Raw genomic sequence first — 22,875 nt, 5'->3', positions numbered from 1 at the left:
GCCGCAGGAGCCACGGATCGGATCGACGACATGACCACGGTGACGACCCGCATCGCGGAGGACGAGCAGCGCGTCGGCGACCATCGCTGGCTGCGCTTCGCGATCCGTCGCACCGGGCGACTGCTCGTCTCGCTGTGGATCCTGATCACGGCATCCTTCCTGATGATCCACCTCGTGCCGGGGGATCCGATCCGGTCGGCCCTCGGCCCGACGGCCCCGGCCGCCGTGGTCGAGGCCCGGAGGGAGTCCCTGGGACTGAACGACCCGATCTGGCAGCAGTACGTCGACTACCTCCGCGGCGTGTTCACCGGCGACATGGGGATCTCGATCGGATCGCAGCTCCCGGTCGCCCAGACCATCGCCCAGCGGCTGCCGGCCACCCTGCTCCTCGCGGTCCTCGCCTTCGCGCTGGCCCTGCTCATCGCCCTGCCCCTCGGCATGGCGGTGGCCGTGGCGACGCAGCGGGGCCGGGCGCGCGGCCTCGAGGTCGGCTTCAGCTCGTCGAGCGTCGTGCTCGGATCGATCCCCGACTTCCTGCTCGCCGTCGCCCTCGTGGCGGTGTTCGGCGTGCAACTGGGATGGTTGCCGGTGGCCGGCAGGGAAGGGCCGATGTCCTACATCCTCCCGGTGCTCGCCCTCGCGATCGGGCCGGCGGCGATCCTCGCGCGGATCCTGCGGATCGAGGCCCTCACGGTGCTCGAGGCCGACTTCGTGCGGACGGCCCACGCCAAGCGCCTGCGCACACCGCGCATCAACCTGCGGCACGTGCTGCCGAACGCCGTGACCGCGACGCTCACCCTCAGCGGCCTGCTGCTGAGCGGACTCGTCGCCGGCACGGTGCTGGTCGAGACGGTCTTCGCGTGGCCGGGGCTCGGCAGCACGATCGTCAGCTCGATCCAGACCAAGGACTACCCCCTCGTGCAGGGGACCGTGCTCGTGTACGGCGTGGGAGTGCTGCTGGTGAACACGCTGGTGGATGCCGCGCTCGCCGTGCTCGACCCGCAGTCGACGGCGGCCTCCGCATGAGGTGCACACTCGGGACCATGCTGCGCACGCCGCTCGGGGCGACGGCGCTCGCGCTGCTCGCCCTCGTCGTGGCGACGGCGATCGTCGCGCCCCTGCTCTGGGGAGAGCAGGCGGACACGACCGACACCGGTGACCTGCTCGCCGGTCCCTCGGCCGAGCATCTGATCGGGACCGACAACCTCGGCCGCGACCTGCTGCTCCGCACCGTCGTCGCCACGCGGCTCTCGATCGTGCTGGCCCTGCTCGCGACGCTCGTCGCCGTCGGGGCTGGTCTCATCCTCGGCGTCGCGCCGTTGCTGCTGGGCCGCTACCTGGGGCGGGCCGTCACCTGGTTCACGGGGATCGCGGTCGCCTTCCCCGGCCTGCTGCTGGCCCTGTTCTTCGCCGCGATCTTCGGCAGCACGGCGACGGCGGCCGTGTTCGCCCTCGGCCTCGCGGGAGCCCCGTCGTTCGCGCGGCTCTGCCAGAACCTCATCGCGGGGATCGAGGCGCGCGACTTCGTGTCGGCCGCCAGGGTCGGCGGCATCGGCCGGTTCCGCGTGCTCTTCCGCCACGTGCTCCCGAACATCGGCGAACCGCTCATCGTGAACGCCACGATCGGCGCCGGCGGCGCGCTGCTCGCTTTCGCGGGGCTCTCGTTCCTCGGTCTCGGCGTGCAGCCGCCCGAGTACGACTGGGGTCGTCTCATGATGGACGGTCTGCGCGGCATCTACTCGAACCCGTCGGCCGCCCTCGCTCCCGGCCTCGCGGTCGTGATCGCGGGCTTGGCGTTCAACCTGACCGGAGAATCCGCCGCACGCAGCCTCGGCCTGTCGGACGACGTGCTCCTGAGCGGGCCGGCACGCGTGCGCCGTCTGCGCCGGACGCGCGTCGCGACGGATGCCGCGGCAGCCGTCGCGCAGCCGGCAGACGGCGGCCCGGTGCTCGAGGTCGAGGACCTGCGTGTCGACTTCGCGAGCGCCACGGGCGGCGTCGTGCACGCCGTGCGCGGCATCGATCTCACCGTCCACCAGGGCGAGATCGTCGGGATCGTCGGGGAATCGGGGTCGGGCAAGTCGATGACCGCGCTCGCCGTCGCGCAGCTGGTCACCGCGCCCGGCCGCGTCGAGGCATCGACCCTCCGCTTCCTCGGGGTCGACCTGCAGGCGGCCGGCAAGGCGCGGCTCCGCCGCCTGCTCGGAACCTCGATGGCCATGGTGTTCCAGGACCCGATGTCGTCGTTCAACCCGACGATGCGCATGGGCGACCAGCTCGCCGAGGTCGCCACCGAGCACGCGGGGCTCCGCCGTCGCCAGGCCCTCGAGCGCGCGGCGGATCGCCTCGCGGCGGTGCGGATCAACGCCCCGAAGCGCCGGATCCGTCAGTACCCGTACGAGTTCTCGGGCGGGATGCGCCAGCGCGCCATGATCGGGATGGGGCTGATGGTGTCGCCGCGGCTGATCATCGCCGACGAGCCGACGACGGCGCTCGATGTGACCGTGCAGAGTCAGGTGCTCGATCTGCTGCGGGACATCCGCGACGAGGACGGCGCGTCGATCCTCTTCATCAGCCATGACATCTCCGTCGTCGCCGAGCTGTGCGACCGGGTGCTCGTGATGCGCTCCGGCGTGATCGTCGAGGAGCTCGACGCCTCCGACCTGTCGTCGGCGCAGCATCCGTACACCAGGGCGCTGCTCGCGGCCGTGCCGCACATGGCCACCGCTCTCGACCGTCCGCTCGCGACGCTCGCGACCGTCGCGGCCGAGGAAGAGCGCGCGGCCGGTGCGGCCGACGCCCACGATCACGATCACGACCACCAGGAGGTGGGGAGCCGATGAGCGAACTCCTCTTCGACGACGTCTCGGTGCGCTACGGCGTCGGCCGCGGCGCGATGACGGCTGTGGATCGGGTGTCGATCCTCGTGCCCGACGGCGGCGTGACGGGCGTGGTCGGCGAGTCGGGTTCGGGCAAGTCGACGCTCGCCCGGGCCGCCGTGGGACTCGTGCCGCTGCACGCGGGCCGCATCCTGCTCGACGGCGCACCGATTCCGCGCCGCGGACCGCGGCCGCTGCAGATGGTCTTCCAGGATCCGTATTCCTCGCTCGACCCGCGGATGCCGGTGGGCGCGAGCATCGCCGAGATGATGCCGTCCGGCCTGACGCGGCGAGCCCGCGACGCGGAGGCGGCACGGCTGCTCGAGCTCGTGCACCTCGACCCCGCCCAGGCCGGTTCGCGGCCGTCCCGCTTCTCGGGAGGCCAGCGGCAGCGCATCGCGATCGCCCGGGCGCTGGCCGGACGACCGCGGGTGCTGATCGCCGACGAGATCACCTCCGCGCTCGACGTGCTCATCCAGGGGGCGATCCTGAACCTGCTGCGCGAACTGCAGGCGGAGCTCGGCTTCTCGATGCTGTTCATCTCGCACAACCTCGCGGTCGTGCGCTACGTGGCCTCGCAGATGGCCGTGATGCGCGACGGCCGCGTCGTCGAGCAGGGCCCGACGAGCGCCGTGCTCGATGACCCGCAGGATGCCTACACGCAGGAGCTGCTCGCCGCGATCCCGCGACCCATCGAGTACGTCCCGTGACCGCACGATCCGGCGCCACGAGCGCCGCAACCGAAGGAGTCCCCATGACCCGCAGAATGAGCATCGACGACGCCCTCGCTCTGACCGTTCCGAGCCAGCCGGCGCTGTCGCCGGCCGGCGATCGCGTCGTGTACGTGCTCGGAGGGACGGATGCCGCCGCCGACGAGAACACCAGCGCGCTGTGGATCGCCGAGGACGGCGCCACCCGCGCGCTGACCCGCGGCACCTCCGACGCGAGCCCGGCGTTCTCGCCCGACGGTGCCCACGTCGCGTTCCTGCGCGACGGTCAGCTCTGGACGTTGCCCCTCGCCGGCGGGGAGCCCCAGCAGCGCACCACGCTGCCGCTCGGCGCCGGCTCCCCGGTGTGGAGCCCCGACGCCACGAAGATCGCGTTCACGGCATCCGTCGTCCCGCTGTCGACTCCCTCGGATGCCGTCGAGACGGACGCGCAGCGCGCCGAGCGCGAGCACGCGCCGATCACGACCGCGGGCATCGACTACCTCGTCGACGGCGCCTGGTTCACCCGCGGTGTGAGCGCGCAGCTGCACGTCCTCGACCTCGCCGACGGGCAGGTGCGTCGCCTCACCGACGGCGTCGCCGGCGTCGGCAGCCCGGCCTGGTCGCCCGACGGATCGACCCTCGCCTACGTCGCCCGTCCCCGCGGCGGCGACGACCTCGGCTTCCGCTCGGCGGTGCACGCGCTCGACCCGGCGGATCCTGCCGCCCGTTCGCGCGTGCTCGCCTTCGCCGAGGGCTTCGCGGGCACCGTCTCGTTCACGCCCGACGGCGAGAGCCTGCTCGTGGTGGGCTGGAACGGCGACCCCGACGGGCACGCGAGCCTCTTCCGCGCCGACCTCGGCTCGAACCATGTGACGGACCTCGCTGCGAGCCTCGACCGCAACGTGATGCCCGGTGCGCCCGCCTACCCCGGCGCGCTGCCGCAGGTGACCGCCTCGGGCGACGTGCTCTTCGCGATCCGCGACCGCGGCGCCACCCACCTGTACGCGGTGCCGGTCGGCGGCGGTACACCGCGCCACGTGCACGGCGGCACCGACGAGGTGGTCAGCGGGCTCTCCGTCGCGGGCGACGTCGCCGCCGTCGCCCTGTCGACGCCCACCTCGTTCGGCGAGATCCTGCGGCTCGACCTCACAGGCGGCGACGCCACCACGCTCACCGCGCACGGTGCGGCCCCCGAGGGCGTCGAGCTCTTCGTGCGGGAGAGCCGCGACTTCACGATCAGCGACGGCACCGTGGTGCAGGGATGGATCGTCCGCGACCCGGCGGCCTCGGGGCCCACCCCGCTGCTGGTCGACGTGCACGGCGGACCGCACAACTCCTGGAACGGCGCGGTCGACGAGATGCACGTCTACCACCAGCAGCTCGCCGCCGACGGCTGGACGATCGTCATGATCAACCCGCGTGGCAGCGACGGCTACGGCGAGGAGTTCTGGAAGGGCGTCAACGGCGCCTGGGGCACAGCCGACGCGAAGGACTTCCTCGAGCCGGTCGACGAGCTCGTCGCCGAGGGTACCGCGGATCCCGCGCGCCTCGCGGTCGCGGGCTACAGCTACGGCGGCTACATGTCGGCGTACCTCACCGGTCACGACGACCGCTTCGCCGCGGCCGTCACGGGCGGGATCGTGGCCGACCTGTTCAGCATGGGCGGCACGAGCGACGATGCGCACCTGCTCAGCCTGTTCGAGATCGGCATCCTGCCGTGGCAGTCCGAGGGGCGGGAACGCCTGAGCGCGATGTCGCCGTACTCGCACGTCGAGAACGTCACGACGCCGACCCTGGTGCTGCACGGCGAGAAGGATCTGCGGTGCCCCGTTCATCAGGCGCAGCAGTGGCACTACGCCCTGCGGGAGCGCGAGGTCCCGACCGAGCTCGTCATCTACCCGGGCGGCAGCCACGTCTTCCCGCTGCTGGGAGCCCCGAGCCATCGCGTCGACTACGCCCGCCGCATCGTGGAGTGGGTCGAGCGCTTCGCGGGCAGCACCGCCGGTGCACGGCCCGCGGCCATCGACGCCGCGCACTGGCAGCACCGCCTCGATGCCCTCGCCGCTCTGCACGGGGTGCCGGGCGCGCAGCTCGGCATCCTCCGCCACGACGCCGACGGAGGCCGCGACGACGTCGTCACGGTGGCCACCGGCACGCTGAACCGCAGCCTGCCCGCGGCGTCGGGCACGGTGCTCACCGACTCGCTGTTCCAGATCGGCTCGATCTCGAAGGTGTGGACCGCGACCGCGATCATGCGGCTCATCGAGCAGGGGGCCTTCACCCTCGACACCCCGGTGCGGGAGATCCTTGCCGGCGTGCGCCTGGTGAACGACGAGCTCACCGCCGGAGTGACCGTGCGTCACCTGCTCACCCACACGAGCGGCATCGACGGCGACGTCTTCACCGACACCGGACGCGGCGACGACACGCTCGAGAAGTACACGGCGCTGTTCCCCGAGATCGGTCAGAACCATCCGCTGGGGGCGACCTGGTCGTACTGCAACTCCGGGTTCTCGCTGCTCGGGCGCATCATCGAGCAGGCCACCGGCAGCGTATGGGACGAGGCGATGCGCGAGCTGATCTTCACGCCGCTCGGCCTGACGCATACCGTGACGCTCCCGGAGGAGGCGATCCTGCACTCCGCCGCGGTCGGTCACGTCGATGTCGGCGACGAGAGCGTGGTCGCCCCGGTGTGGGCGCTGCCGCGGTCGCTGGGCCCGGCCGGCCTCATCACCGCCCGCGCCGAGGACGTGCTCGCCTTCGCACGCCTGCACCTGGCCGGCGGCGTCGCGGCGGACGGCACACGACTGCTCAGCGAGCACACGGTCGCCGAGATGCAGGCGTTCCAGGCCGAGGTGCCCGACAAGCACGTGCTCGGCGACTCGTGGGGGCTCGGCTGGATCCGCTTCGACTGGAACGGCGCGCGCCTCTACGGGCACGACGGCAACACGATCGGGCAGGCGGCGTTCCTGCGGGTGCATCCGGAATCGGGTGTCGCGGTGACGCTGCTCACCAACGGCGGGCACACGCGCGACCTGTACGAGGACCTCTACCGCGAGATCTTCGCCGAGCTGTCGGACGTGCGGATGCAGGAGTCCGTGCAGCCGCCCGCCGAGCCGGTCGACGTCGACATCACGCCGTACGTCGGCACCTACGAGCGCGCATCCGTGCGGGCCGAGGTGTTCGCGGGCCCCGACGGACCCGTGCTGCGCACGACCGTGCTCGGCCCCCTCGCCGAGCTCGAGCCCGACCCGGTCGACGAGTACCCGCTCACCCCGTTCAGCGACGGCGTCTTCGCCCTGCGCGCCCCCGGCACGCAGACCTGGATGACGGCGACGTTCTACACGCTGCCGACGGGTGAGGACTACCTGCACTTCGGGGCGCGCGCGACGCCGAAGGTGTCGACCGGCGCATGAGTCCCTCGCTGCCGCTCACCACCGAGACGCTCACGGAGGCGGCGATCATCGCCACCATCCGTCGGCTGATCGAGTGCGAGTCCCCCTCGGCCGACCCGGGCGCGGTCGCGCGCTCGGCCGATCTCGTCGCCGAGGTCGGCGCCGAGCTGCTCGGCACCGCGCCGGAGCGGATCGTCATCGACGGATGCACCCACCTGCGGTGGCGCTTCGGCGCGGCCACGCGGGTGCTGCTGCTCGCGCATCACGACACGGTGTGGCCGCTCGGCACGATCGAGCGGCTGCCCTACGGGATCGTCGACGGCGTGCTCCGCGGTCCCGGCTCGTTCGACATGAAGACGGGCCTCGCGATGGCGCTGCATGCGGTCGCGTCGCTCGAGGACCGTGACGGGGTGACGCTGCTGGTGACCGGCGACGAGGAGACCGGGTCGACACGCTCGCGGGCACTGATCGAGGAGACCGCGCGGGGGGCGTCGGCGGCGCTCGTGCCGGAGGCCTCGGCCGACGGCGGTGCATGGAAGGCGGCCCGCAAGGGCGTCTCGATGTACGAGATCGCGGTGCAGGGGAGGGCGGCTCATGCCGGCCTCGAACCCGAGAAGGGCGTCAACGCCACGGTGGCGCTCGCGCACCTGGTGCTGCTCGCGACCGGTCTGGGCGACCCGGATGCCGGGACGACCGTGACGGCGACCTCCGCGTCATCGGGGACGACCGGCAACACGGTGCCCGCGGAGGCGCGACTGTCCATCGACGTGCGGGCCTGGTCGGCCGCCGAGCTGGAGCGGGTGGACCGGGCGCTGCGCGCCTCCGCCTCACCCGTTCCCGGAGCGGTCATCGAGGTGCACGGCGGCATCAACCGTCCGCCGCTGGCGCGCGAGATGTCGCAGCCGCTGGTCGACCTCGCCCGGCGGCTCGGGGCGCCGTACGGACTCGCCGAGGTGGCGGCCGTCGCGGTCGGCGGGGGGAGCGACGGCAATTTCACGGCCGGCGCCGGGGTGCCCACCCTCGACGGTGTGGGGGCCGTCGGGGGCGGGGCGCACGCCGACGACGAACACGCGATCGTGGCGGAGATCCTTCCGCGCACGCGACTGCTGGCCGATATGGCGGCGGAGATATCGAGAACGGACGGGCCATGGCAGAACTGACGCGCGACGACGCCGACGCCACGACGGCGGTGCACGACGCGGAGCGGGCAGCCGCGGCATCCGGGGTGACCATCCGGGAGCTCTCGACCGTCGCCGACTACGGCTCGGCGATCGACCTGCTGTCGCGGATCTGGCAGCGCTCACCCGAGAATCCGGTCGTCCCGCCCGAGCTGCTGCGCGCGCTCAGCAAGGCAGGCAACTACATCGGCGGCGCCTTCGCCGGTGACGAGCTGGTCGGCGTCGCGATCGCGTTCCATGCCGATCCCGGTCGCCACGCGCTGTACAGCCACATCGCCGGCATCTCGGCGGCGCATGCCGGGCACTCGGTCGGCTTCGCGCTGAAGCAGCATCAGCGCGCCTGGGCCCTCAACCGGGGGGTCGAGGCGATCGAGTGGACCTTCGACCCGCTGGTCGCCCGCAACGCGCACTTCAACATCACGAAGCTGGGCGCGCGTCCGCAGGAGTACCTCTCGGACTTCTACGGGCCGATGGCCGACGGCGTGAACACCGGTGACGAGACCGATCGGCTGCTGATCCGCTGGGAGCTGCGCGACACCGAGGTCTCGCTCCGTGCGGGCGGCACGCCGCTGCCCACGGCAGAGCGGATGCCGGGCGATCTCACCGTCGCGGTGCCGGCCGACATCGAGAGGATCCGCCGAGAGGACCGGGCGGAGGCGCAGCGCTGGCGTCTCCGCGTGCGCGAGGAGCTCACCCGCGCCCTCGAGGCCGGCGGCCGCATCGTCGGATTCGACCGCAGCGAGGGTTACATCATCCGACCGGAGAAGAGGACGCCGTGAGAATCGACGGGATCGAGCTGCGACGGGTGGCCATGCCGCTGGTGTCGCCGTTCCGCACATCGTTCAGCACGCAGACCGAGAAGGACATCCTGCTGGTGCGCGCCGTGGTCGACGGCGTCGAAGGGTGGGGGGAGTGCGTGACGCTGCCCGATCCGCGCTACTCGCCCGAGTACACCGACGGGGCGGTCGACGTGCTGCGCCGATTCCTCCTCCCCGCGCTGACCGGCGTCGAGCTCGCCGGGGCGCACATGATCGGCGAGGTGCTGAGGCCGTTCAAGGGGCACCGGATGGCGAAGGCCGCGATCGAGACGGCTGTGCTCGACGCCGAGCTCCGCGCCGAGGGTCGATCGTTCGCCCGTGAGCTCGGCGCGGTGCACGACACCGTGCCGTGCGGGGTGTCGGTCGGCATCATGGACGAGATCCCGCGGCTGCTGGATGCTGTCGACGGCTACCTCTCCGAGGGGTACGTGCGCATCAAGCTGAAGATCGAACCCGGCTGGGATGTCGAGGTGGTGCGCGCGGTGCGCGAGCGCTTCGGCGACGACGTGCTGCTGCAGGTCGACGCGAACACGGCCTACACGCTGCGCGACGCGCAGCACCTCGCCCGGCTCGACGACTTCGGACTCCTCCTGATCGAGCAGCCGCTGGAGGAGGAGGACATCGCAGGTCACGCCGACCTCGCGAAGCTGCTGCGCACCCCGATCTGCCTCGACGAGTCGATCACCTCGGCGCAGACCGCCGCGGCGGCGATCCGTCTCGGCGCCACGAGCGTCATCAACATCAAGCCCGGCCGCGTCGGCGGCTACCTGGAGGCCCGTCGCATCCATGACCTCGCGGTGGCGCAGGGCGTGCCCGTCTGGTGCGGAGGCATGGTCGAGTCGGGCCTCGGGCGCGCCGCCAACATCGCGCTCGCCGCACTCCCCGGTTTCACGCTGCCCGGCGACGTGTCGGCCAGCGACCGCTTCTACCGGGTCGACCTGACCGAGCCGTTCGTGATGCACGACGGCGCGCTCGCGGTGCCGCAGGGGCCAGGTCTCGGCGTCGCGCCCATCCCGGAGATCCTCGACGAGCTCACGACCTGGACCGAATGGCTGCCGATGTGACAGCGGCCGATGGGACATTAGGCTCGCCGGTATGAGCCCGCTGTCGCGATCGAGCTGGGGACGCGTCTTCGACGATCTCGGGGTGACGCTGCTCGAGGTCGCGTACGGCCGCATCGACGTGGACCAGCACATCGGCGGGGTCGTGATCCACGATCCCGTCGACGAACCCGTGTATCCGCAGAACGCCGTCGTGCTCGCGGTGGCGATGCAGGATGCGGATGCGCTCGCCGCACTCGTGACCGAGGCCGGGAGCCGCGACGCGGTCGCGGTGGTGGTGCGGGCGTCGACCGAGCTGCCGGAGGCCGTGCGCGAGGCGGCCGACCGGGCCGGGATCGCGATCCTCAACCTCGCACGCGGGGCGACGTGGACGCAGCTCGCCGCGTTGCTGCGCTCGCTGCTCGCGGAGGACGACGTCGGGCAGACCCCGGCCGAGTCGCTCGGCGGGGTGTCGTCGGGCGACCTGTTCGCCGTCGCCAACGCGATCGCCGCGCTGCTCGACGCCCCCGTGACGATCGAGGACCGCTCGTCGCGGGTCCTCGCCTTCTCGGGCGGGCAGGAGCGCGCCGATCCCTCGCGCGTCGAGACCATCATCGGCCGGCAGGTACCGGATCGCTACGCCCGCACGCTGACCGAGATGGGAGTCTTCCGGGCGCTGTACCGCGACGACGCCCCGGTGCTGGTCGACCCGGTGGCGCTCGGCGAGGGCGTGTCGACGCAGCGTGTCGCGATCGCCGTGCGCGCCGGCGACGAGGTGCTCGGCTCGATCTGGGCCGCGATGGACGGTCCGCTCACCGAGGAGCGTTCCGCGACCCTCCGCGATGCCACGAAGCTGGTCGCGCTGCATCTGCTGCGCATCCGTGCCGGCGCCGACGCCCAGCGCCGCCTGCGCGCCGAGCTCGTCAGCCGTGCGGTCAACGGCGCCGGTGTCAACGGCGGCGCCGACGCGCAGGACGCGCTGAACCGCCTCGGCCTGTCCGGTCGCCGGGTGTGGGTGACCGCTGCGGCTCTCGCGCCGCGCGGCGGCGACGGCACGGAGCACGACTCCATCGCCGAGCGCGAGCGCCTCACCGATGCGCTGGCGCTGCACCTCTCCGCGGTGCAGCAGGGCGCCGCGGTGGCCCTGGTCGGCGACACCGTCTACGGCATCCTCCCCGTCGCCGATGCGGCCGCCGAGGAGCGCTCGGTCGGCCTCGCCGAAGACTTCCTGCACCGGGTCGGCGACCGCATCCCCGCGGTGATCGGCGTCGGGCGACCCGCCACGACCGTCGCCGAGATCGCGCGCTCCCGCGCCGAGGCCCAGCGCGCTCTCCGGGTCGTGCTCGAACGCGGGTCCGGGGCGGGGGTCGACGACCCCCCTCGCGGCGGCGACATAGGCCGGCGCAGCGTCGCCCGCATCGGCGATGTCGAGACCGCCTCGCTGCTGCTGGATCTGCGGGATCTGCGCAGCTCCCGCGGCGACGTGGCCTCCGGGGTGCTCGCCCGCCTGATCGAGTACGACGCCCGCAACGACGCGCATCTGATCGACACGCTCACCGCGTGGCTCGACCGGTTCGGCGATGTCACCGCGGCGGCCGCCGCGTGCTTCGTGCACCCGAACACGTTCCGTTATCGGCTGCGCCGGGTCGCCGAGGTGGGCGGCGTCGACCTCGATGATCCGGACGCGCGGTTCGCGGCGATGCTGGAGATCCGGACGCTGCCGATCCGATGATCGCACTCGGGCAGAATGGACGGATGACCCGGACCCTCGCCCTCGAACTCGCCGTGCAGGACCCCGCCGGCGTGCGTGTCGCCGCCGCGGTCGGTGCCGCCCGCGTCGAACTCGCCTCCGCTCTCGCCCTGGGCGGAGTGACGCCCTCGCCCGCCACGCTCGAACTCGCCCTCGATGCCGCGGGCGACGGCGGTCCCGAGGTGCACGTGCTGATCCGGCCCCGCGCCGGGGGCTTCCACTACGACGCCGACGAGATCGCGGTCTCTGCGCGCGATGTGCGTCGGGCGATCGAGGCGGGCGCCCACGGTGTCGTGATCGGCGCCCTCGATGCGGACGGACGCCTCGACACGGAGGCGATGAGCCGCCTGCGCGATGCCGCCGAGGGCGCATCCGTCACGCTGCACCGCGCGATCGACGTCACCCCCGACCCCGTCGCCGCCCTCACCGCGGCGCGCGAGCTGGGCCTGCGCCGCGTGCTCACCTCCGGCGGCGCCTCGGTCGCGATCGACGGCATCGACACGCTGCGCGCCCTGGTCGTCGCATCCGACGGTGCGATCGAGATCATGGCGGGCAGCGGAGTGGATGCCGCCTCGGCGTCGGCGCTGGCCGCGACCGGGATCGACGCCCTGCACTTCTCCGCCAAGCGCACGGTGCCCGCACAGGGCGGCGTGCGGATGGGGTCGGCCGCCGACGGCGTCGGTGGCCACGAGGTCACCGATCTCGACACCGCGCGCGCGGTCCGCGCGGCGCTCGGTCTGTAGCCGGTCCCGACATCCGTCGCTAGGCTCGGAGCGTGACGGATACCCGCGAGTTCACCGATTCCCACGGCATCGCCATCGTCTACGACGTGCACCCCGCCACCGGCACCCCCCGCGGTGTCGTGCAGCTGCTGCACGGCGTGGGGGAGCACGCCGGCCGCTACGGGGCCCTGATCGGCGCCCTCACCGGCGCCGGCTTCCACGTGTACGCCGACGATCACCGCGGGCACGGCCGCACCGGCATCCGGCAGCATGACGGTCCCGCCGGTCTCGGCCGCCTCGGCAAGGGCGGCCTGACCGCCGCGAAGGATGCCGTGTGGCAGCTCACCGGCATCATCCGCGACGAGAACCCCGACCTCCCGCTCGTGCTGCTCGGGCACTCGTGGGGCTCCTTCCTCGCGCAGATGCTCGTCAACGATCACCCGGACGCCTGGGATGCCGTGGTCCTCTCCGGCTCCGCGCTGCGCCTGCCCGGTTCCCTCAACGCCGCCCCGCTGAACGCGCGCTGGGCGGCACCCGATGCGACCGGGCTCGAATGGCTCAGTCGTGACCCCGAGGTCTGGAAGCAGTTCGACGAGGACCCGCTCACCACCGACGTGCCGCTGCTCAAGCTGTTCGGACCGGTCGAGGCCGCGAAGCTCTACGGCCGCCCGCGCAAGGACCTGCGCGCCGCGCGCGATGGGGAGGACCTCCCGCTGCTGCTGCTGGTCGGCCGCGACGATCCGGTGGGCGGGCCGCGCAGCGTGCACAAGCTCGCGGAGGAGTACCGCACGCGGTCGCGGCTCAGCGACATCACGACGCTCGTGTACCCGGATGCCCGCCACGAGATCTTCCACGAACTGCAGCAGGACGAGGTGCGCGCCGACGTGCTGGCCTGGCTCGACAAGCACTTCCCCGCGCGCTGACCCGGCACCGCGCTGACTCCGCCTGCGCGCGATATGTCGCGGCGTTACGCCGCGTAAAGGCATGTGACACCCCGCCGATCCCGGTCTCGGCCGCCGACGTAGATTCGGCAGCGACATTCCGTGGACAGTCGGGTGAGGCGCGTCGCACCGGCGAGCGCGCCCCCGGGGGGAGGAGCAGCGCCGATGGGCTTCGAGGACGACTGGCGCGAGTGGCACGCGTCTCGGGAGCGCTACGCGGGTGCCGAGTACGGTCCGGCATCGCTCGAGTCGACGAACTGGCTGATCACGATCCCCTCGGCGGTCGACGGCATCCCCGGGCTCTGGGCGCGCGCCGACGACGGCGGCATCCACGGCACCGAGCTCGGACTCGAGGGCGCGAGCGTCGCCCTGCGCGGCGCCGACACGCTGCGCCTCGGCCGGCGGGAGCTGCGGGTCTTCCCGCGTGACGAGAATGTGGCGCTGCGGGTGTTCAATCCGGCCCGGCCCCAGCGCGAGCGGTTCAGCGGGATCGACGCCTACCGGCCGGAGGAGGGCTGGCGACTGCCCGCACGCTTCGCGCCGGCCCCCGACGAGGCGATCACGTTCACCTCGGTGGACGGACGCGCGCACGACACCCCGATCGCGGGGCGGCTGCACTTCACGCTCCGGGGACGAGAGCAGCAGCTGACCGTGACGCGCAACTCCCAAGGCGTGCTGCGCGCCGTCTTCGGCGACGGCACGAACGGCCACGAGACCTACCGGTTCCGCTTCCTGCCGGTGGAGGAGCCCGCGCCCGACGGGACGGCGGTGGTCGACTTCAACCGCGCCTACCTGCCGCCGTGCGCCTTCTCGGACCAGTTCATCTGCCCCCTGCCGCCGGCCGGGAACCGCTTCTCGGTGCCGATCAGGGCGGGGGAGCGCGCGGTCCTGCTGGGGCGCTGACACGCGGAGCCGCCCACCCGGCGGGGGCGCGCCTTAAGCTGGACTCGTGCACGGAGAATTCAAGGTTCCAGGGGGAAAGCTCGTCGTCGTCGACCTGGAGGTCGAGGACGGACGGATCGCGCAGTTCCGCTTGGCGGGAGACTTCTTCCTCGAGCCCGACACCGCGCTCGACGCGATCAACGACGCGGTCAACGGGCTGCCCGTCGAGACCGACGCCTCGGCCATCGCGACGGTCGTCCGCCGGGCGCTCCCCGAGGGGGCGCAGCTGCTCGGCTTCACGCCGGAAGCGGTCGGCACCACGGTGCGTCGGGCGCTCGTGACGGCGCCGGGCTGGCGCGACTTCGACTGGGAGATCGTGCACGACAAGGCGGTGTCCCCGCAGATGAACCTCGCCCTCGACGAGGTGCTGACCTCGCGCGTCGGGGAGGGGCGTCGGCGTCCGACCCTCCGTATCTGGGAATGGGACGGCTCGGCGGTCGTGATCGGCTCGTTCCAGTCGTACCGCAACGAGGTCGACCCCGAGGGCGCCGCGCGCCACGGCTTCGACGTCGTCCGCCGCATCTCCGGCGGCGGGGCGATGCTGATCCCCGCGGGGCAGATCATCACGTACTCGCTGTACGTGCCGGCCTCCCTCGTGCAGGGGATGACCTTCGCCGACTCCTACGCGTTCCTCGACGACTGGGTGCTGCAGGCGCTGCGCTCGCTGGGCATCGACGCGACCTACCAGCCGCTCAACGACATCGCGAGCCCTTCGGGCAAGATCGGCGGCGCCGCGCAGAAGCGCCTCGCCAACGGAGGGGTGCTGCACCACGCCTCGCTGTCGTACGATCTCGACGGTCAGGTCATGACGGAGGTGCTGCGCATCGGGCGCGAGAAGCTCAGCGACAAGGGCACGACCTCCGCGGCCAAGCGCGTCGATCCGCTGCGCAGCCAGACCGGCCTCACCCGCGACGAGATCATCGAGCGCTTCATCGCGACCTTCCGCTCGCTCACCGCCGCGGAGACCGGCGCGATCTCGGACGAGGAGTACGCCGACGCCGAGGCCCTGGTCGAGTCGAAGTTCTCGACCGACGCGTGGCTGCACCGGGTGCCGTGACCGACGCTGACGCCGGGCCCGGAACGCGGATCGGCGCCGTCTCGATCATCGAGGGCGACAACCTCGTCGTCGCGGCAGGCCTCCCGGCGTCGTCGTTCACCCTGGTCTACCTCGATCCGCCGTTCAACACCGGCCGCACGCAGGAGCGCCAGGTCGTCACGGCCACGCGCACACGCGCCGGGCAGGCGTTCACGATTCAGTCAGAATCGGCCGAATCGGGGGCGGAAAGCGCTTCAACGCCGGAATCGGCGACAGATGGACTGAATACCGAACAGCCGGCTCGGGAGACCGAGGTGCGGCACGGCTTCCACGGGCATCAGTACGAGCGTGTGCGCGGCATGCTGCGCACCTACGACGACCGCTTCGACGACTACGGCGCGTTCCTGATGCCGCGGCTGGAGGAGGCCTGGCGCCTGCTCGCCGACGACGGCACCCTCTATCTGCACCTGGACTACCGCGAGGCGCACTACGCCAAGGTCATGCTCGACGCCGTGTTCGGGCGCGACTCGTTCCTCAACGAGCTCATCTGGGCCTACGACTACGGGGCGAAGTCGCGCAGCCGCTGGCCCACCAAGCACGACACGATCCTCGTGTACGTGAAGAATCCGCGCGACTACGTGTTCAACTCCGACGAGGTCGACCGCGAGCCGTACATGGCGCCGGGGCTCGTCACCCCTGAGAAGGCCGCGCGCGGGAAGCTGCCCACCGACGTGTGGTGGCACACGATCGTCCCCACGACCGGGCGGGAGAAGACCGGATACCCGACGCAGAAGCCCGAGGGGATCCTGCGCCGCATCGTCCGCGCGTCGAGCCGCCCGGGTGACCGCGTGCTCGACCTCTTCGCGGGCAGCGGGACGACCGGAGCCGTGGCCTCGGCGCTGGGCCGCGACGCCGTGCTCGTCGACGACAATCCGGAGGCGATCCGGGTGATGCAGCAGCGGATGCCGCACGCCGAGGTCTCGACGGGGCTCAGGCGATGAAGATCTTCCGCAGCGTCTCCGTCACGGTCCAGACCGTGCGTTGACCCTCGGCCAGGCGCACCACCGACCCGGGTCCGACCGCGAGGTCGGGAAGAGCAGGATCGTCGAACGCGATCGTCGCGTGACCGGCGAGCACCACGAACACCTCGTCGGTCTCGACATCGGATGCCGTTCCCGGTGTCATCTCCCACACGCCGATCTCGACGCCGTCGGCACCGCCGTCCGAGCCGACACCTGCCCCCACGCCCACGAGCGTCGTGAAGGCGGCCGTCGGTGCCCCGGCGAGCACCGTCTCGGCGGGGAGGGGTTCGTGTGCGAGCGGCAGCGTCGCGGCATCCACTCCGCTTCCGGCGACGAGCGACCGCGACACGAGCCCGGTCACGAGTCGAACCCCATGCCGACCGCGTCGAGCGTGCGGAGGAAGAGGTTGCGCCGACCCTCGTTGTGATCGGCACGGTCCATCGCGGCGCGCACCAGGTTCACGCCGATCGATGCGGCGGGCTCCGGGGGGAACGGGATCGGCTTCTCGCGCACCATCCGCAGCGCGGTGCGCTCGGTCTCCTCGCCCGACAGCAGGTCGAGCATCACGTCGGCCGCGAACCGGGCCGCCCCCACGCCGAGGCCGGTGAAGCCGGTGGCGTAGGTGACGCGCCCCGTGCGGGCGGTACCGAAGAACGCGCAGAAGCGGCTCGACGAATCGATCGCCCCCGCCCAGCGATGCGTGAAGCGCAGCCCCTCGAGCTGCGGGAACGTCGTGAAGAAGTGCGAGGCGAGGCGCCGGTGGCTCTCGATGCGGTCCTCGTACGCCGGGCGCACCTTGCCGCCGTAGTGGTAAACCGCGTCGTAGCCGCCGAACAGGATGCGGTTGTCGGAGGACAGCCGGTAGTAGTGGAACTGATTGGCGCTGTCGGCGAGACCCTGACGGTTCGACCAGCCGATCGACGTCAGCTGCTCATCCGTGAGCGGCTCGGTCATCAGCACGTAGTCGTACACCGGCACGGTCATCAGGCGGTTGCGCCGCAGCAGCGAGGGGAAGACGTTGGTGGCGAGGGCCACGGCATCCGCGGTCAGGCGTCCGTTCTCGGTGACGAGCGTGATCGCCGACGACCCGTCCCCCTCGATCCGGCGCACCAGGCTGTGTTCGTGGATCTCGACGCCGAGCTCGACCGCGACGCGGGCGAGCTCCATGCCGAGCTTCGCGGGATGCACCAGGGCGCAGCTGTCGCGCTCCCAGGCGCCGGCGAGGAAGGTGTCGGAGTGCACCTCGGCCTGCACGGCGTCGCGATCGAGGAACCCCTCCTCCTCGCGCAGCCACTCGACCTGGTGGGGTTCGACGGCGACGGCGAGCTGACCGGTGCGTTCGAAGTCGGCCTTCATGCCGTATCGCTCGACCGTCTGCTGGATGCCGTCGAGGTTCTCCAGGCCCAGCTCTTCGAGGCGGTCGATCTCCTCGGGCCACCGGGTCAGTCCGTTCTCGTGCCCGTGGGTGAGGCTGGCCTCGCAGAATCCGCCGTTGCGTCCGGAGGCGGCCCACGCGACGCGCGACGCCTCGAGCAGCACGACGCGCCGCTCGGGGTGCCGCTCCTTGGCGCGGATCGCGGTCCACAGTCCGGCGTATCCGCCGCCGACGATCGCGAGGTCGGCGCGCGCGGCGCCGACCAGCGGCGGGTGCACGGGCCGGTCGACGTCGTCGAGCCAGAAGGTGCGCAGCGCGGTGTCGGCCAGCGACCGGTCGATGACGGACGGCGCCGGACGCCGGCGTTCGAAGACGGTGGTTCCCATGATCACTCCGGTTCGCGGGGACGCGTCAGCGCGTGCCCCAGTTGTAGAGGTCCTTGTACAGTCCCGCGTAGAGCAGGCTCTCGGTGTGCGCGATGCCCGGAACGGCGCGGATGCGTGAGGCGATCAGCTCGATCAGGTGCTCGTCGTCCTCGCAGACCGCCTCGACCAGGATGTCGAAGGTGCCGAGCGTGACCACGACGTAGGCGAGTTCGGGGATCTTCGTGAGCTCCTCGGCGATCTCCCGCGGGTCGCCGGTGACCTTGATGCCGATCATCGACATGCGGTGGAAGCCCAGCTGCATCGGGTCGGTCACGGCGACGATCTGGATCACCCCGGCCTCCGTCATCCGCTGCACCCGCTGCCGGGCCGCGGCTTCACTGAGTCCGACCGCGCGGCCGATCTCGGCGTAGGGGCGGCGACCGTCTTCCTGTAGGAGTTCGACGATCTTCTTCGAGACGTCGTCCAGCGCGGGGTGTTTCAGCGTGCTCATGTGTCGATATTGACAGGTGAAGGCCGGTTCGGCAACTGATTTCGTTGTCGAATGAGATCCGGCCTTCAGATTTCGTTTCTCCGTGGCTACCATGAGGGCATGCGCACAGATCTCCTGCAGAACTTCGTCGGCGGCCGGTACGTTCCCGTGCGCGGGACCGGCACGCTGCCGCTCGTCGACCCCGTGACGGAAGACGAATACGGCGCGCTGCCGCTGTCCGACACCGATGACGTGGATGCCGCCTACGCCGCGGCATCCGCCGCCTTCCCGCTCTGGCGCGACACCACCCCGGCCGATCGGCAGTTGGCGCTGTTCCGCATCGCCGACGAGATGCTCGCCAGGGCCGAGGAGTTCGCGGACCTGGAGACGCAGGACACCGGCAAGCCGCGCGCGAGCCTCGTCGCCGACGAGATCATGCAGTCGATCGATCAGCTGCGCTTCTTCGCCGGGGCGGCCCGCAGCCTCGAGGGGCGCGCGGCGGGGGAGTACCTCGCGGGGCACACCTCCTTCGTCCGACGCGAGCCCATCGGGGTGATCGGACAGGTCACCCCCTGGAACTATCCGCTGAACATGGCGGTGTGGAAGATCGGGCCGGCGCTCGCCGCGGGCAACACCGTGGTGCTCAAGCCCGCCGAGTCCACGCCGCTCACCACGCTGCTGCTGGCCGAGATCGTGGCGAAGCACACGCCCGCCGGCACGCTCAACGTCGTGCTCGGCGATCGCGACACCGGGGTGGCGCTGGTCGAGCATCCGACGCCGCAGATGGTCGCGATCACCGGGTCGGTGCGCGCCGGGATGGCCGTGGCGCGGTCGGCGGCGAACGACGTCAAGCGCGTGCACCTCGAGCTCGGCGGCAAGGCGCCCGCGATCGTGTTCGCGGATGCCGCGATCGAGAAGGCCGTCGACGGCATCGTCACCGGGGCGTTCTTCAACGCGGGGCAGGACTGCACGGCGGCGACGCGCGTGCTGGTGCATTCCTCCCGTCATGACGAGCTCGTCGCCGCGCTCGTCGCCCGGGCCCGCACGCACGCCAGGACCGGCGGGCCGCACGAGGAGGGTGTGCTGTACGGGCCGCTCAGCAGTGCCGCGCAGCTCGCCCAGGTGTCGGGCTTCGTCGAGCGTCTTCCCGCGCATGCCACGGTCGAGACGGGCGGTCGACGGCAGGGCGACCGCGGATATTTCTGGGAGGCGACGATCGTGTCGGGCCTGCATCAGGACGACGAGGCCGTGCAGGGGGAGATCTTCGGCCCGGTGCTCACGGTGCAGCCCTTCGACACCGACGCGCAGGCGCTCGAGATGGCGAACGACGTCCCCTACGCGCTGGCATCGTCGGTGTGGACGACCGATCATTCCCGCGCGATGCGGTTCTCCCGCGACCTGGACTTCGGCTGCGTGTGGATCAACACGCACATCCCCTTCGTCTCGGACATGCCGCACGGCGGGTTCAAGCACTCCGGCTACGGCAAGGACCTCTCGCAGTACGGATTCGACGACTACACGCGCATCAAGCACGTCATGACCGCGCTCGACTGAGCGCCTCTCGCGGGAGTCAGCGGTCGGATCGGGCGGTCGACGGTGCGGGGGTCAGCCGTTTCACGCGGCGATGCTCGGCGAGCGTGAGCTGAGGACGCTCCTCGATCTTCGTCGCGCCGTCGGCGACCCATCCGTGGCGGGCGTAGAAGCCATCGGCGCGGTCGTTGCCGTCGAGCACCCAGAGGGAGGCGCGGGTGTGCCCTGCCTCGACCAGGCGCTGCTCGGCGGCCGTGAGCAGTGCGTGTCCGACGCCCGTCGACCACGCGGAGGGGTCGGCGTAGAGGCCGTAGATCTCCCCGTCCCGGGGTGGGTCGCGGTCTGCGTCGCGGTCGCAATCTGAGTCGCGGTCGCGGTCTGCGTCGCGGTCGCGGTCTGCGTCGCGGTCTGCGCCGAATGACGTCCAGCCGAGGAGGGCGCCGTCGCGCACGGCGACGAGGGTGTCGAGCGTCAACGGATGCGGTGCGGCGAAGATGCCGCGCCAGGTGTCGGCGCGGTCGGCGATCGAGAGTGAATCGAGGAACGCCGCGTCGATGAGCCCGCGATACGCCGCCTGCCACGACCGCACGTGGATGCCGGCGACCGCATCGGCGTCTGCGGCGACCGCGGTGCGGATGTGCAGGAGGGCCATGCGACAACTCTGGCATGCGAGTGGGGGGTATGTGCGGGCGGTGCGGAGATGCGGATGCGGGTGGGGATGCGGGTGCGGATGCGGTGCGGTGCGGCCGGGGGATGAGGCGGATGCGGATGCGCGGGCGGATGCAGTGAGGGAGGGCCGTGGGCGTCGTGAGCGAGGGGTCGCGGGGTGGGGGTGCGGGTGGGAATTCGGGGCGGGATGCGGTGAGTGAGGGGTGCATCGGGCGGTCTGTCCGGTGGTCCTCGGTGCGTCTGCGGTGCGCAGAAAGGGGCGGTTCGACATATAAAGGGCCGGGTCGCGTGACGTATCGGAATACTGCGTTGAGCTGGGCTTTTCGGGGTCTGAATGTCGGTGGTCGGGGGTTGACTGTGGGGTATGAACAGTGCTGCGGGGATCATCGATACGGTCGTGACCGACCGTGGTCGTGTGCCCACGGACGCGATCGCCGCCCTGTCGGACGTGGAGAAGATGGAGCTGTTGCGGCAGGCGGGTGAGCTCCAGCGGCTCGTGGATGCGGTGGTGGTCGAGACCGTCGCGACGGTCCCGTCGATTCCGGCCGGGTCGGGAACTCCGGGGTTCTGCGGGCTGTTCGGCTGCGCGACCATGAACGAGCTGCTCCAACGGGTGCTGCGCGTGGACGGCCGGGAAGCAGCACGAGTGGTGAAGGTCGCCGCCGGGGTGCACCGGGAGCTGAACCTCTCGACGGGCGGGTGGCAGCCGGCGTTGTTCCCGGCGCTGCGGGAGGCGCTCATGGACGGCGTGATCGGCGTGTCGGGGTTCGCCGCGGCTACGGGGCCGATCCTCGGTGCAGGGCGACGGATCACCGTCGAGGAACGAGCGGAGGCGGACGCGCAGTTGGCGGACCTGGCCCGCGGGATGACTGCGGCGGACGGCGGCGACGACGCCGTGGGTGAGGACGCTGCTGGTGAGGACGATGCTGGTGAGGACGTGGCTCCGCCGGCGACTCCGGAGGACCTGCGGTTGTTCGCGCGGGTGATCATGGCGTATCTCGACCCCGACGGGGCGAAGCCCTCCGCAGAGACCGCGATGCGCGGGAGGGGTGTGCGGTTCGGGCGTGAGAAGAACGGACTGATCCCGTTGCACGGCGACCTGTTGCCCGAGGTCGCCGCGCAGATGCAGCGCATCTGGGATGCGTACTTGAACCCGAAGGTCGACGGACCACCTCTCCCGGGTGTGCAATTCACCCCGTCAGACGACGAAGGCGACGCATCGGACAACGACCGGTTCGGCGAGGACAAGTTCAAGGACGACACCACACTCCCCGCTGACGACGCGGGCGGAATGGTCGACACCCGCACCCGGCCGCAGAAACAGCACGACGCCCTCGCCGCGGCGCTCGGAATCGCCGCCCGCCACGACGACATGCCCCGACTCGGCGGCGCCGCGCCCACGTTGACCGTGTCCGTGACGGCAGAGGACTACGCCACCGGGCGCGGATGGGCCCACGTCGACGGCATCGACACTCCGGTCTCCGTCGCCACCGCCGCACACACCGCATGCGGCGGCACCGTACAGCGGGTGCTGTTCGACCCGGACGGCCGGATCATCGGGATCGGGGTCACCGATCGGATCTTCACCGTCCATCAGAGACGGGCCATCACCCTCCGGGATCGGGAATGCCTCATCCCCGGGTGCCATGTCGCCGCGTCCTGGTGCGAGATCCACCACGTCGACGAACACTCCCGCGGCGGACCCACCCATACCGACAACGGAGTCGCGTTGTGTTGGCACCATCACCGCACCCTCGACACTTCCGGGTGGGAGATCCGCATGCAGAACGGGGTTCCGGAAGTGCGGGGCCCGGCGTGGTGGGACCCCGCCCGACGATGGCGCACACCCCGGCCCCTGCTCCCCACCGCCCTCACCGGATAGTGACGCAGTGCTGCGGGTGAGCCACCACCCCCACCGGGAGAACCGCCACCCCCACCCGGGAGAAGCATCACCCCACCGGGACAACTGGCACACTCCCATGCCCCTGTGCTCGTCGTCATCTTCCGTGGGAG

Annotated in this window: 19 protein-coding genes; 15 read left to right on the top strand and 4 right to left on the bottom strand. The window is 71.6% G+C overall.

What is annotated here, in order from left to right:
- Positions 1-30: 30 nt before the first annotated feature.
- The 13 genes from ACWA14_RS13875 (at position 31) to ACWA14_RS13815 (ending at position 16,412) form a co-directional block, all read left to right on the top strand.
- The gene (locus ACWA14_RS13875; RefSeq protein ID WP_463794578.1) at positions 31-1,026 is read left to right on the top strand and encodes an ABC transporter permease; all 996 of its coding nucleotides are present in this window, start codon (positions 31-33) and stop codon (positions 1,024-1,026) included.
- Positions 1,027-1,043: 17 nt separating this feature from the next.
- Positions 1,044-2,843: a dipeptide/oligopeptide/nickel ABC transporter permease/ATP-binding protein gene (locus ACWA14_RS13870; protein WP_463794576.1), complete on the top strand. Its 1,800-nt coding sequence runs from the start codon at positions 1,044-1,046 to the stop codon at positions 2,841-2,843.
- Positions 2,840-3,589, top strand: a complete 750-nt coding sequence (locus ACWA14_RS13865; RefSeq protein ID WP_463794574.1) for an ABC transporter ATP-binding protein — start codon at positions 2,840-2,842, stop codon at positions 3,587-3,589. Before ACWA14_RS13870 ends, ACWA14_RS13865 begins: the two co-directional genes overlap by 4 nt.
- Before the next feature lie 44 nt (positions 3,590-3,633).
- Complete coding sequence (locus ACWA14_RS13860; RefSeq protein WP_463794572.1) at positions 3,634-7,005, top strand: serine hydrolase; 3,372 nt, start codon at positions 3,634-3,636, stop codon at positions 7,003-7,005.
- On the top strand, positions 7,002-8,144 hold the full coding sequence (locus ACWA14_RS13855; protein ID WP_463794570.1) for a M20/M25/M40 family metallo-hydrolase: 1,143 nt from the start codon (positions 7,002-7,004) through the stop codon (positions 8,142-8,144). The genes ACWA14_RS13860 and ACWA14_RS13855 overlap by 4 nt, the downstream gene beginning before the upstream one ends.
- Positions 8,132-8,941, top strand: a complete 810-nt coding sequence (locus ACWA14_RS13850; protein WP_463794565.1) for a GNAT family N-acetyltransferase — start codon at positions 8,132-8,134, stop codon at positions 8,939-8,941. Before ACWA14_RS13855 ends, ACWA14_RS13850 begins: the two co-directional genes overlap by 13 nt.
- A complete protein-coding gene (gene menC / locus ACWA14_RS13845) occupies positions 8,938-10,044 on the top strand; it encodes an o-succinylbenzoate synthase (RefSeq protein WP_463794563.1) in 1,107 nt (368 codons plus the stop codon). Before ACWA14_RS13850 ends, menC begins: the two co-directional genes overlap by 4 nt.
- A gap of 31 nt (positions 10,045-10,075) precedes the next feature.
- Positions 10,076-11,752, top strand: coding sequence for a PucR family transcriptional regulator (locus ACWA14_RS13840; RefSeq protein WP_463794562.1), 1,677 nt, complete (start codon positions 10,076-10,078; stop codon positions 11,750-11,752).
- Positions 11,753-11,775: 23 nt separating this feature from the next.
- Positions 11,776-12,513, top strand: a complete 738-nt coding sequence (locus tag ACWA14_RS13835) for a copper homeostasis protein CutC (RefSeq protein ID WP_463794560.1) — start codon at positions 11,776-11,778, stop codon at positions 12,511-12,513.
- 32 nt (positions 12,514-12,545) lie between these two features.
- Positions 12,546-13,415, top strand: a complete 870-nt coding sequence (locus tag ACWA14_RS13830; RefSeq protein WP_463794558.1) for an alpha/beta fold hydrolase — start codon at positions 12,546-12,548, stop codon at positions 13,413-13,415.
- A 183-nt stretch (positions 13,416-13,598) separates the two neighbouring features.
- Positions 13,599-14,336 (top strand): DUF1684 domain-containing protein, encoded by a 738-nt coding sequence (locus ACWA14_RS13825; protein WP_463794556.1) that lies wholly within the window; start codon positions 13,599-13,601, stop codon positions 14,334-14,336.
- Positions 14,337-14,382: 46 nt separating this feature from the next.
- The gene (locus ACWA14_RS13820; protein WP_463794554.1) at positions 14,383-15,432 is read left to right on the top strand and encodes a lipoate--protein ligase family protein; all 1,050 of its coding nucleotides are present in this window, start codon (positions 14,383-14,385) and stop codon (positions 15,430-15,432) included.
- Complete coding sequence (locus ACWA14_RS13815; protein ID WP_463794552.1) at positions 15,429-16,412, top strand: DNA-methyltransferase; 984 nt, start codon at positions 15,429-15,431, stop codon at positions 16,410-16,412. Before ACWA14_RS13820 ends, ACWA14_RS13815 begins: the two co-directional genes overlap by 4 nt.
- Here the strand turns inward: ACWA14_RS13815 and ACWA14_RS13810 are convergent.
- From ACWA14_RS13810 to ACWA14_RS13800, 3 genes are read right to left on the bottom strand one after another with little or no spacing between them, the layout of a single operon-like run.
- Positions 16,402-16,794 (bottom strand): cupin domain-containing protein, encoded by a 393-nt coding sequence (locus tag ACWA14_RS13810; RefSeq protein WP_463794551.1) that lies wholly within the window; start codon positions 16,792-16,794, stop codon positions 16,402-16,404. The two genes, ACWA14_RS13815 and ACWA14_RS13810, sit on opposite strands and share 11 nt — an antisense overlap.
- Positions 16,791-18,194, bottom strand: a complete 1,404-nt coding sequence (locus ACWA14_RS13805; protein ID WP_463794550.1) for an NAD(P)/FAD-dependent oxidoreductase — start codon at positions 18,192-18,194, stop codon at positions 16,791-16,793. The genes ACWA14_RS13810 and ACWA14_RS13805 overlap by 4 nt, the downstream gene beginning before the upstream one ends.
- Positions 18,195-18,219: 25 nt before the next feature.
- Positions 18,220-18,684 carry an Lrp/AsnC family transcriptional regulator gene (locus tag ACWA14_RS13800; protein ID WP_463794548.1) on the bottom strand — a complete coding sequence of 155 codons (465 nt, stop codon included), beginning with the start codon at positions 18,682-18,684 and terminating at the stop codon, positions 18,220-18,222.
- A gap of 99 nt (positions 18,685-18,783) precedes the next feature.
- On the opposite strand from ACWA14_RS13800, the gene ACWA14_RS13795 reads away from it, so the two are divergent.
- Entirely contained in the window at positions 18,784-20,217 is a 1,434-nt protein-coding gene (locus tag ACWA14_RS13795) for a gamma-aminobutyraldehyde dehydrogenase (protein WP_463794546.1), read from the top strand.
- A 16-nt stretch (positions 20,218-20,233) separates the two neighbouring features.
- Here ACWA14_RS13795 and ACWA14_RS13790 read toward each other — a convergent pair whose 3' ends face one another.
- Positions 20,234-20,845, bottom strand: coding sequence for a GNAT family N-acetyltransferase (locus ACWA14_RS13790; RefSeq protein WP_463794544.1), 612 nt, complete (start codon positions 20,843-20,845; stop codon positions 20,234-20,236).
- Between the two features lie 381 nt (positions 20,846-21,226).
- Here ACWA14_RS13790 and ACWA14_RS13785 point away from each other — a divergent pair, with 381 nt between their 5' ends.
- Positions 21,227-22,744 carry an HNH endonuclease signature motif containing protein gene (locus tag ACWA14_RS13785; protein ID WP_463794541.1) on the top strand — a complete coding sequence of 506 codons (1,518 nt, stop codon included), beginning with the start codon at positions 21,227-21,229 and terminating at the stop codon, positions 22,742-22,744.
- Positions 22,745-22,875 lie beyond the last annotated feature (131 nt).

Source organism: Microbacterium sp. TW_SC_2 (assembly GCF_055361165.1).
The sequence above is the reverse complement of the archived record's forward strand: the minus strand, read 5'-3'. Positions and strand labels throughout refer to the sequence as shown.

Excerpts from the sequence above, each read along its gene's own strand:
- ACWA14_RS13795 (WP_463794546.1), top strand. The coding sequence starts at position 18,784 with ATGCGCACAGATCTCCTGCAGAACTTCGTCGGCGGCCGGTACGTTCCC.
- ACWA14_RS13855 (WP_463794570.1), top strand. The coding sequence starts at position 7,002 with ATGAGTCCCTCGCTGCCGCTCACCACCGAGACGCTCACGGAGGCGGCG.
- ACWA14_RS13835 (WP_463794560.1), top strand. The coding sequence starts at position 11,776 with ATGACCCGGACCCTCGCCCTCGAACTCGCCGTGCAGGACCCCGCCGGC.
- ACWA14_RS13865 (WP_463794574.1), top strand. The coding sequence starts at position 2,840 with ATGAGCGAACTCCTCTTCGACGACGTCTCGGTGCGCTACGGCGTCGGC.
- ACWA14_RS13860 (WP_463794572.1), top strand. The coding sequence starts at position 3,634 with ATGACCCGCAGAATGAGCATCGACGACGCCCTCGCTCTGACCGTTCCG.
- ACWA14_RS13790 (WP_463794544.1), bottom strand. The coding sequence starts at position 20,845 with ATGGCCCTCCTGCACATCCGCACCGCGGTCGCCGCAGACGCCGATGCG.
- ACWA14_RS13850 (WP_463794565.1), top strand. The coding sequence starts at position 8,132 with ATGGCAGAACTGACGCGCGACGACGCCGACGCCACGACGGCGGTGCAC.
- ACWA14_RS13870 (WP_463794576.1), top strand. The coding sequence starts at position 1,044 with ATGCTGCGCACGCCGCTCGGGGCGACGGCGCTCGCGCTGCTCGCCCTC.
- ACWA14_RS13840 (WP_463794562.1), top strand. The coding sequence starts at position 10,076 with ATGAGCCCGCTGTCGCGATCGAGCTGGGGACGCGTCTTCGACGATCTC.
- ACWA14_RS13800 (WP_463794548.1), bottom strand. The coding sequence starts at position 18,684 with ATGAGCACGCTGAAACACCCCGCGCTGGACGACGTCTCGAAGAAGATC.
- ACWA14_RS13805 (WP_463794550.1), bottom strand. The coding sequence starts at position 18,194 with ATGGGAACCACCGTCTTCGAACGCCGGCGTCCGGCGCCGTCCGTCATC.
- ACWA14_RS13825 (WP_463794556.1), top strand. The coding sequence starts at position 13,599 with ATGGGCTTCGAGGACGACTGGCGCGAGTGGCACGCGTCTCGGGAGCGC.
- ACWA14_RS13785 (WP_463794541.1), top strand. The coding sequence starts at position 21,227 with ATGAACAGTGCTGCGGGGATCATCGATACGGTCGTGACCGACCGTGGT.
- ACWA14_RS13875 (WP_463794578.1), top strand. The coding sequence starts at position 31 with ATGACCACGGTGACGACCCGCATCGCGGAGGACGAGCAGCGCGTCGGC.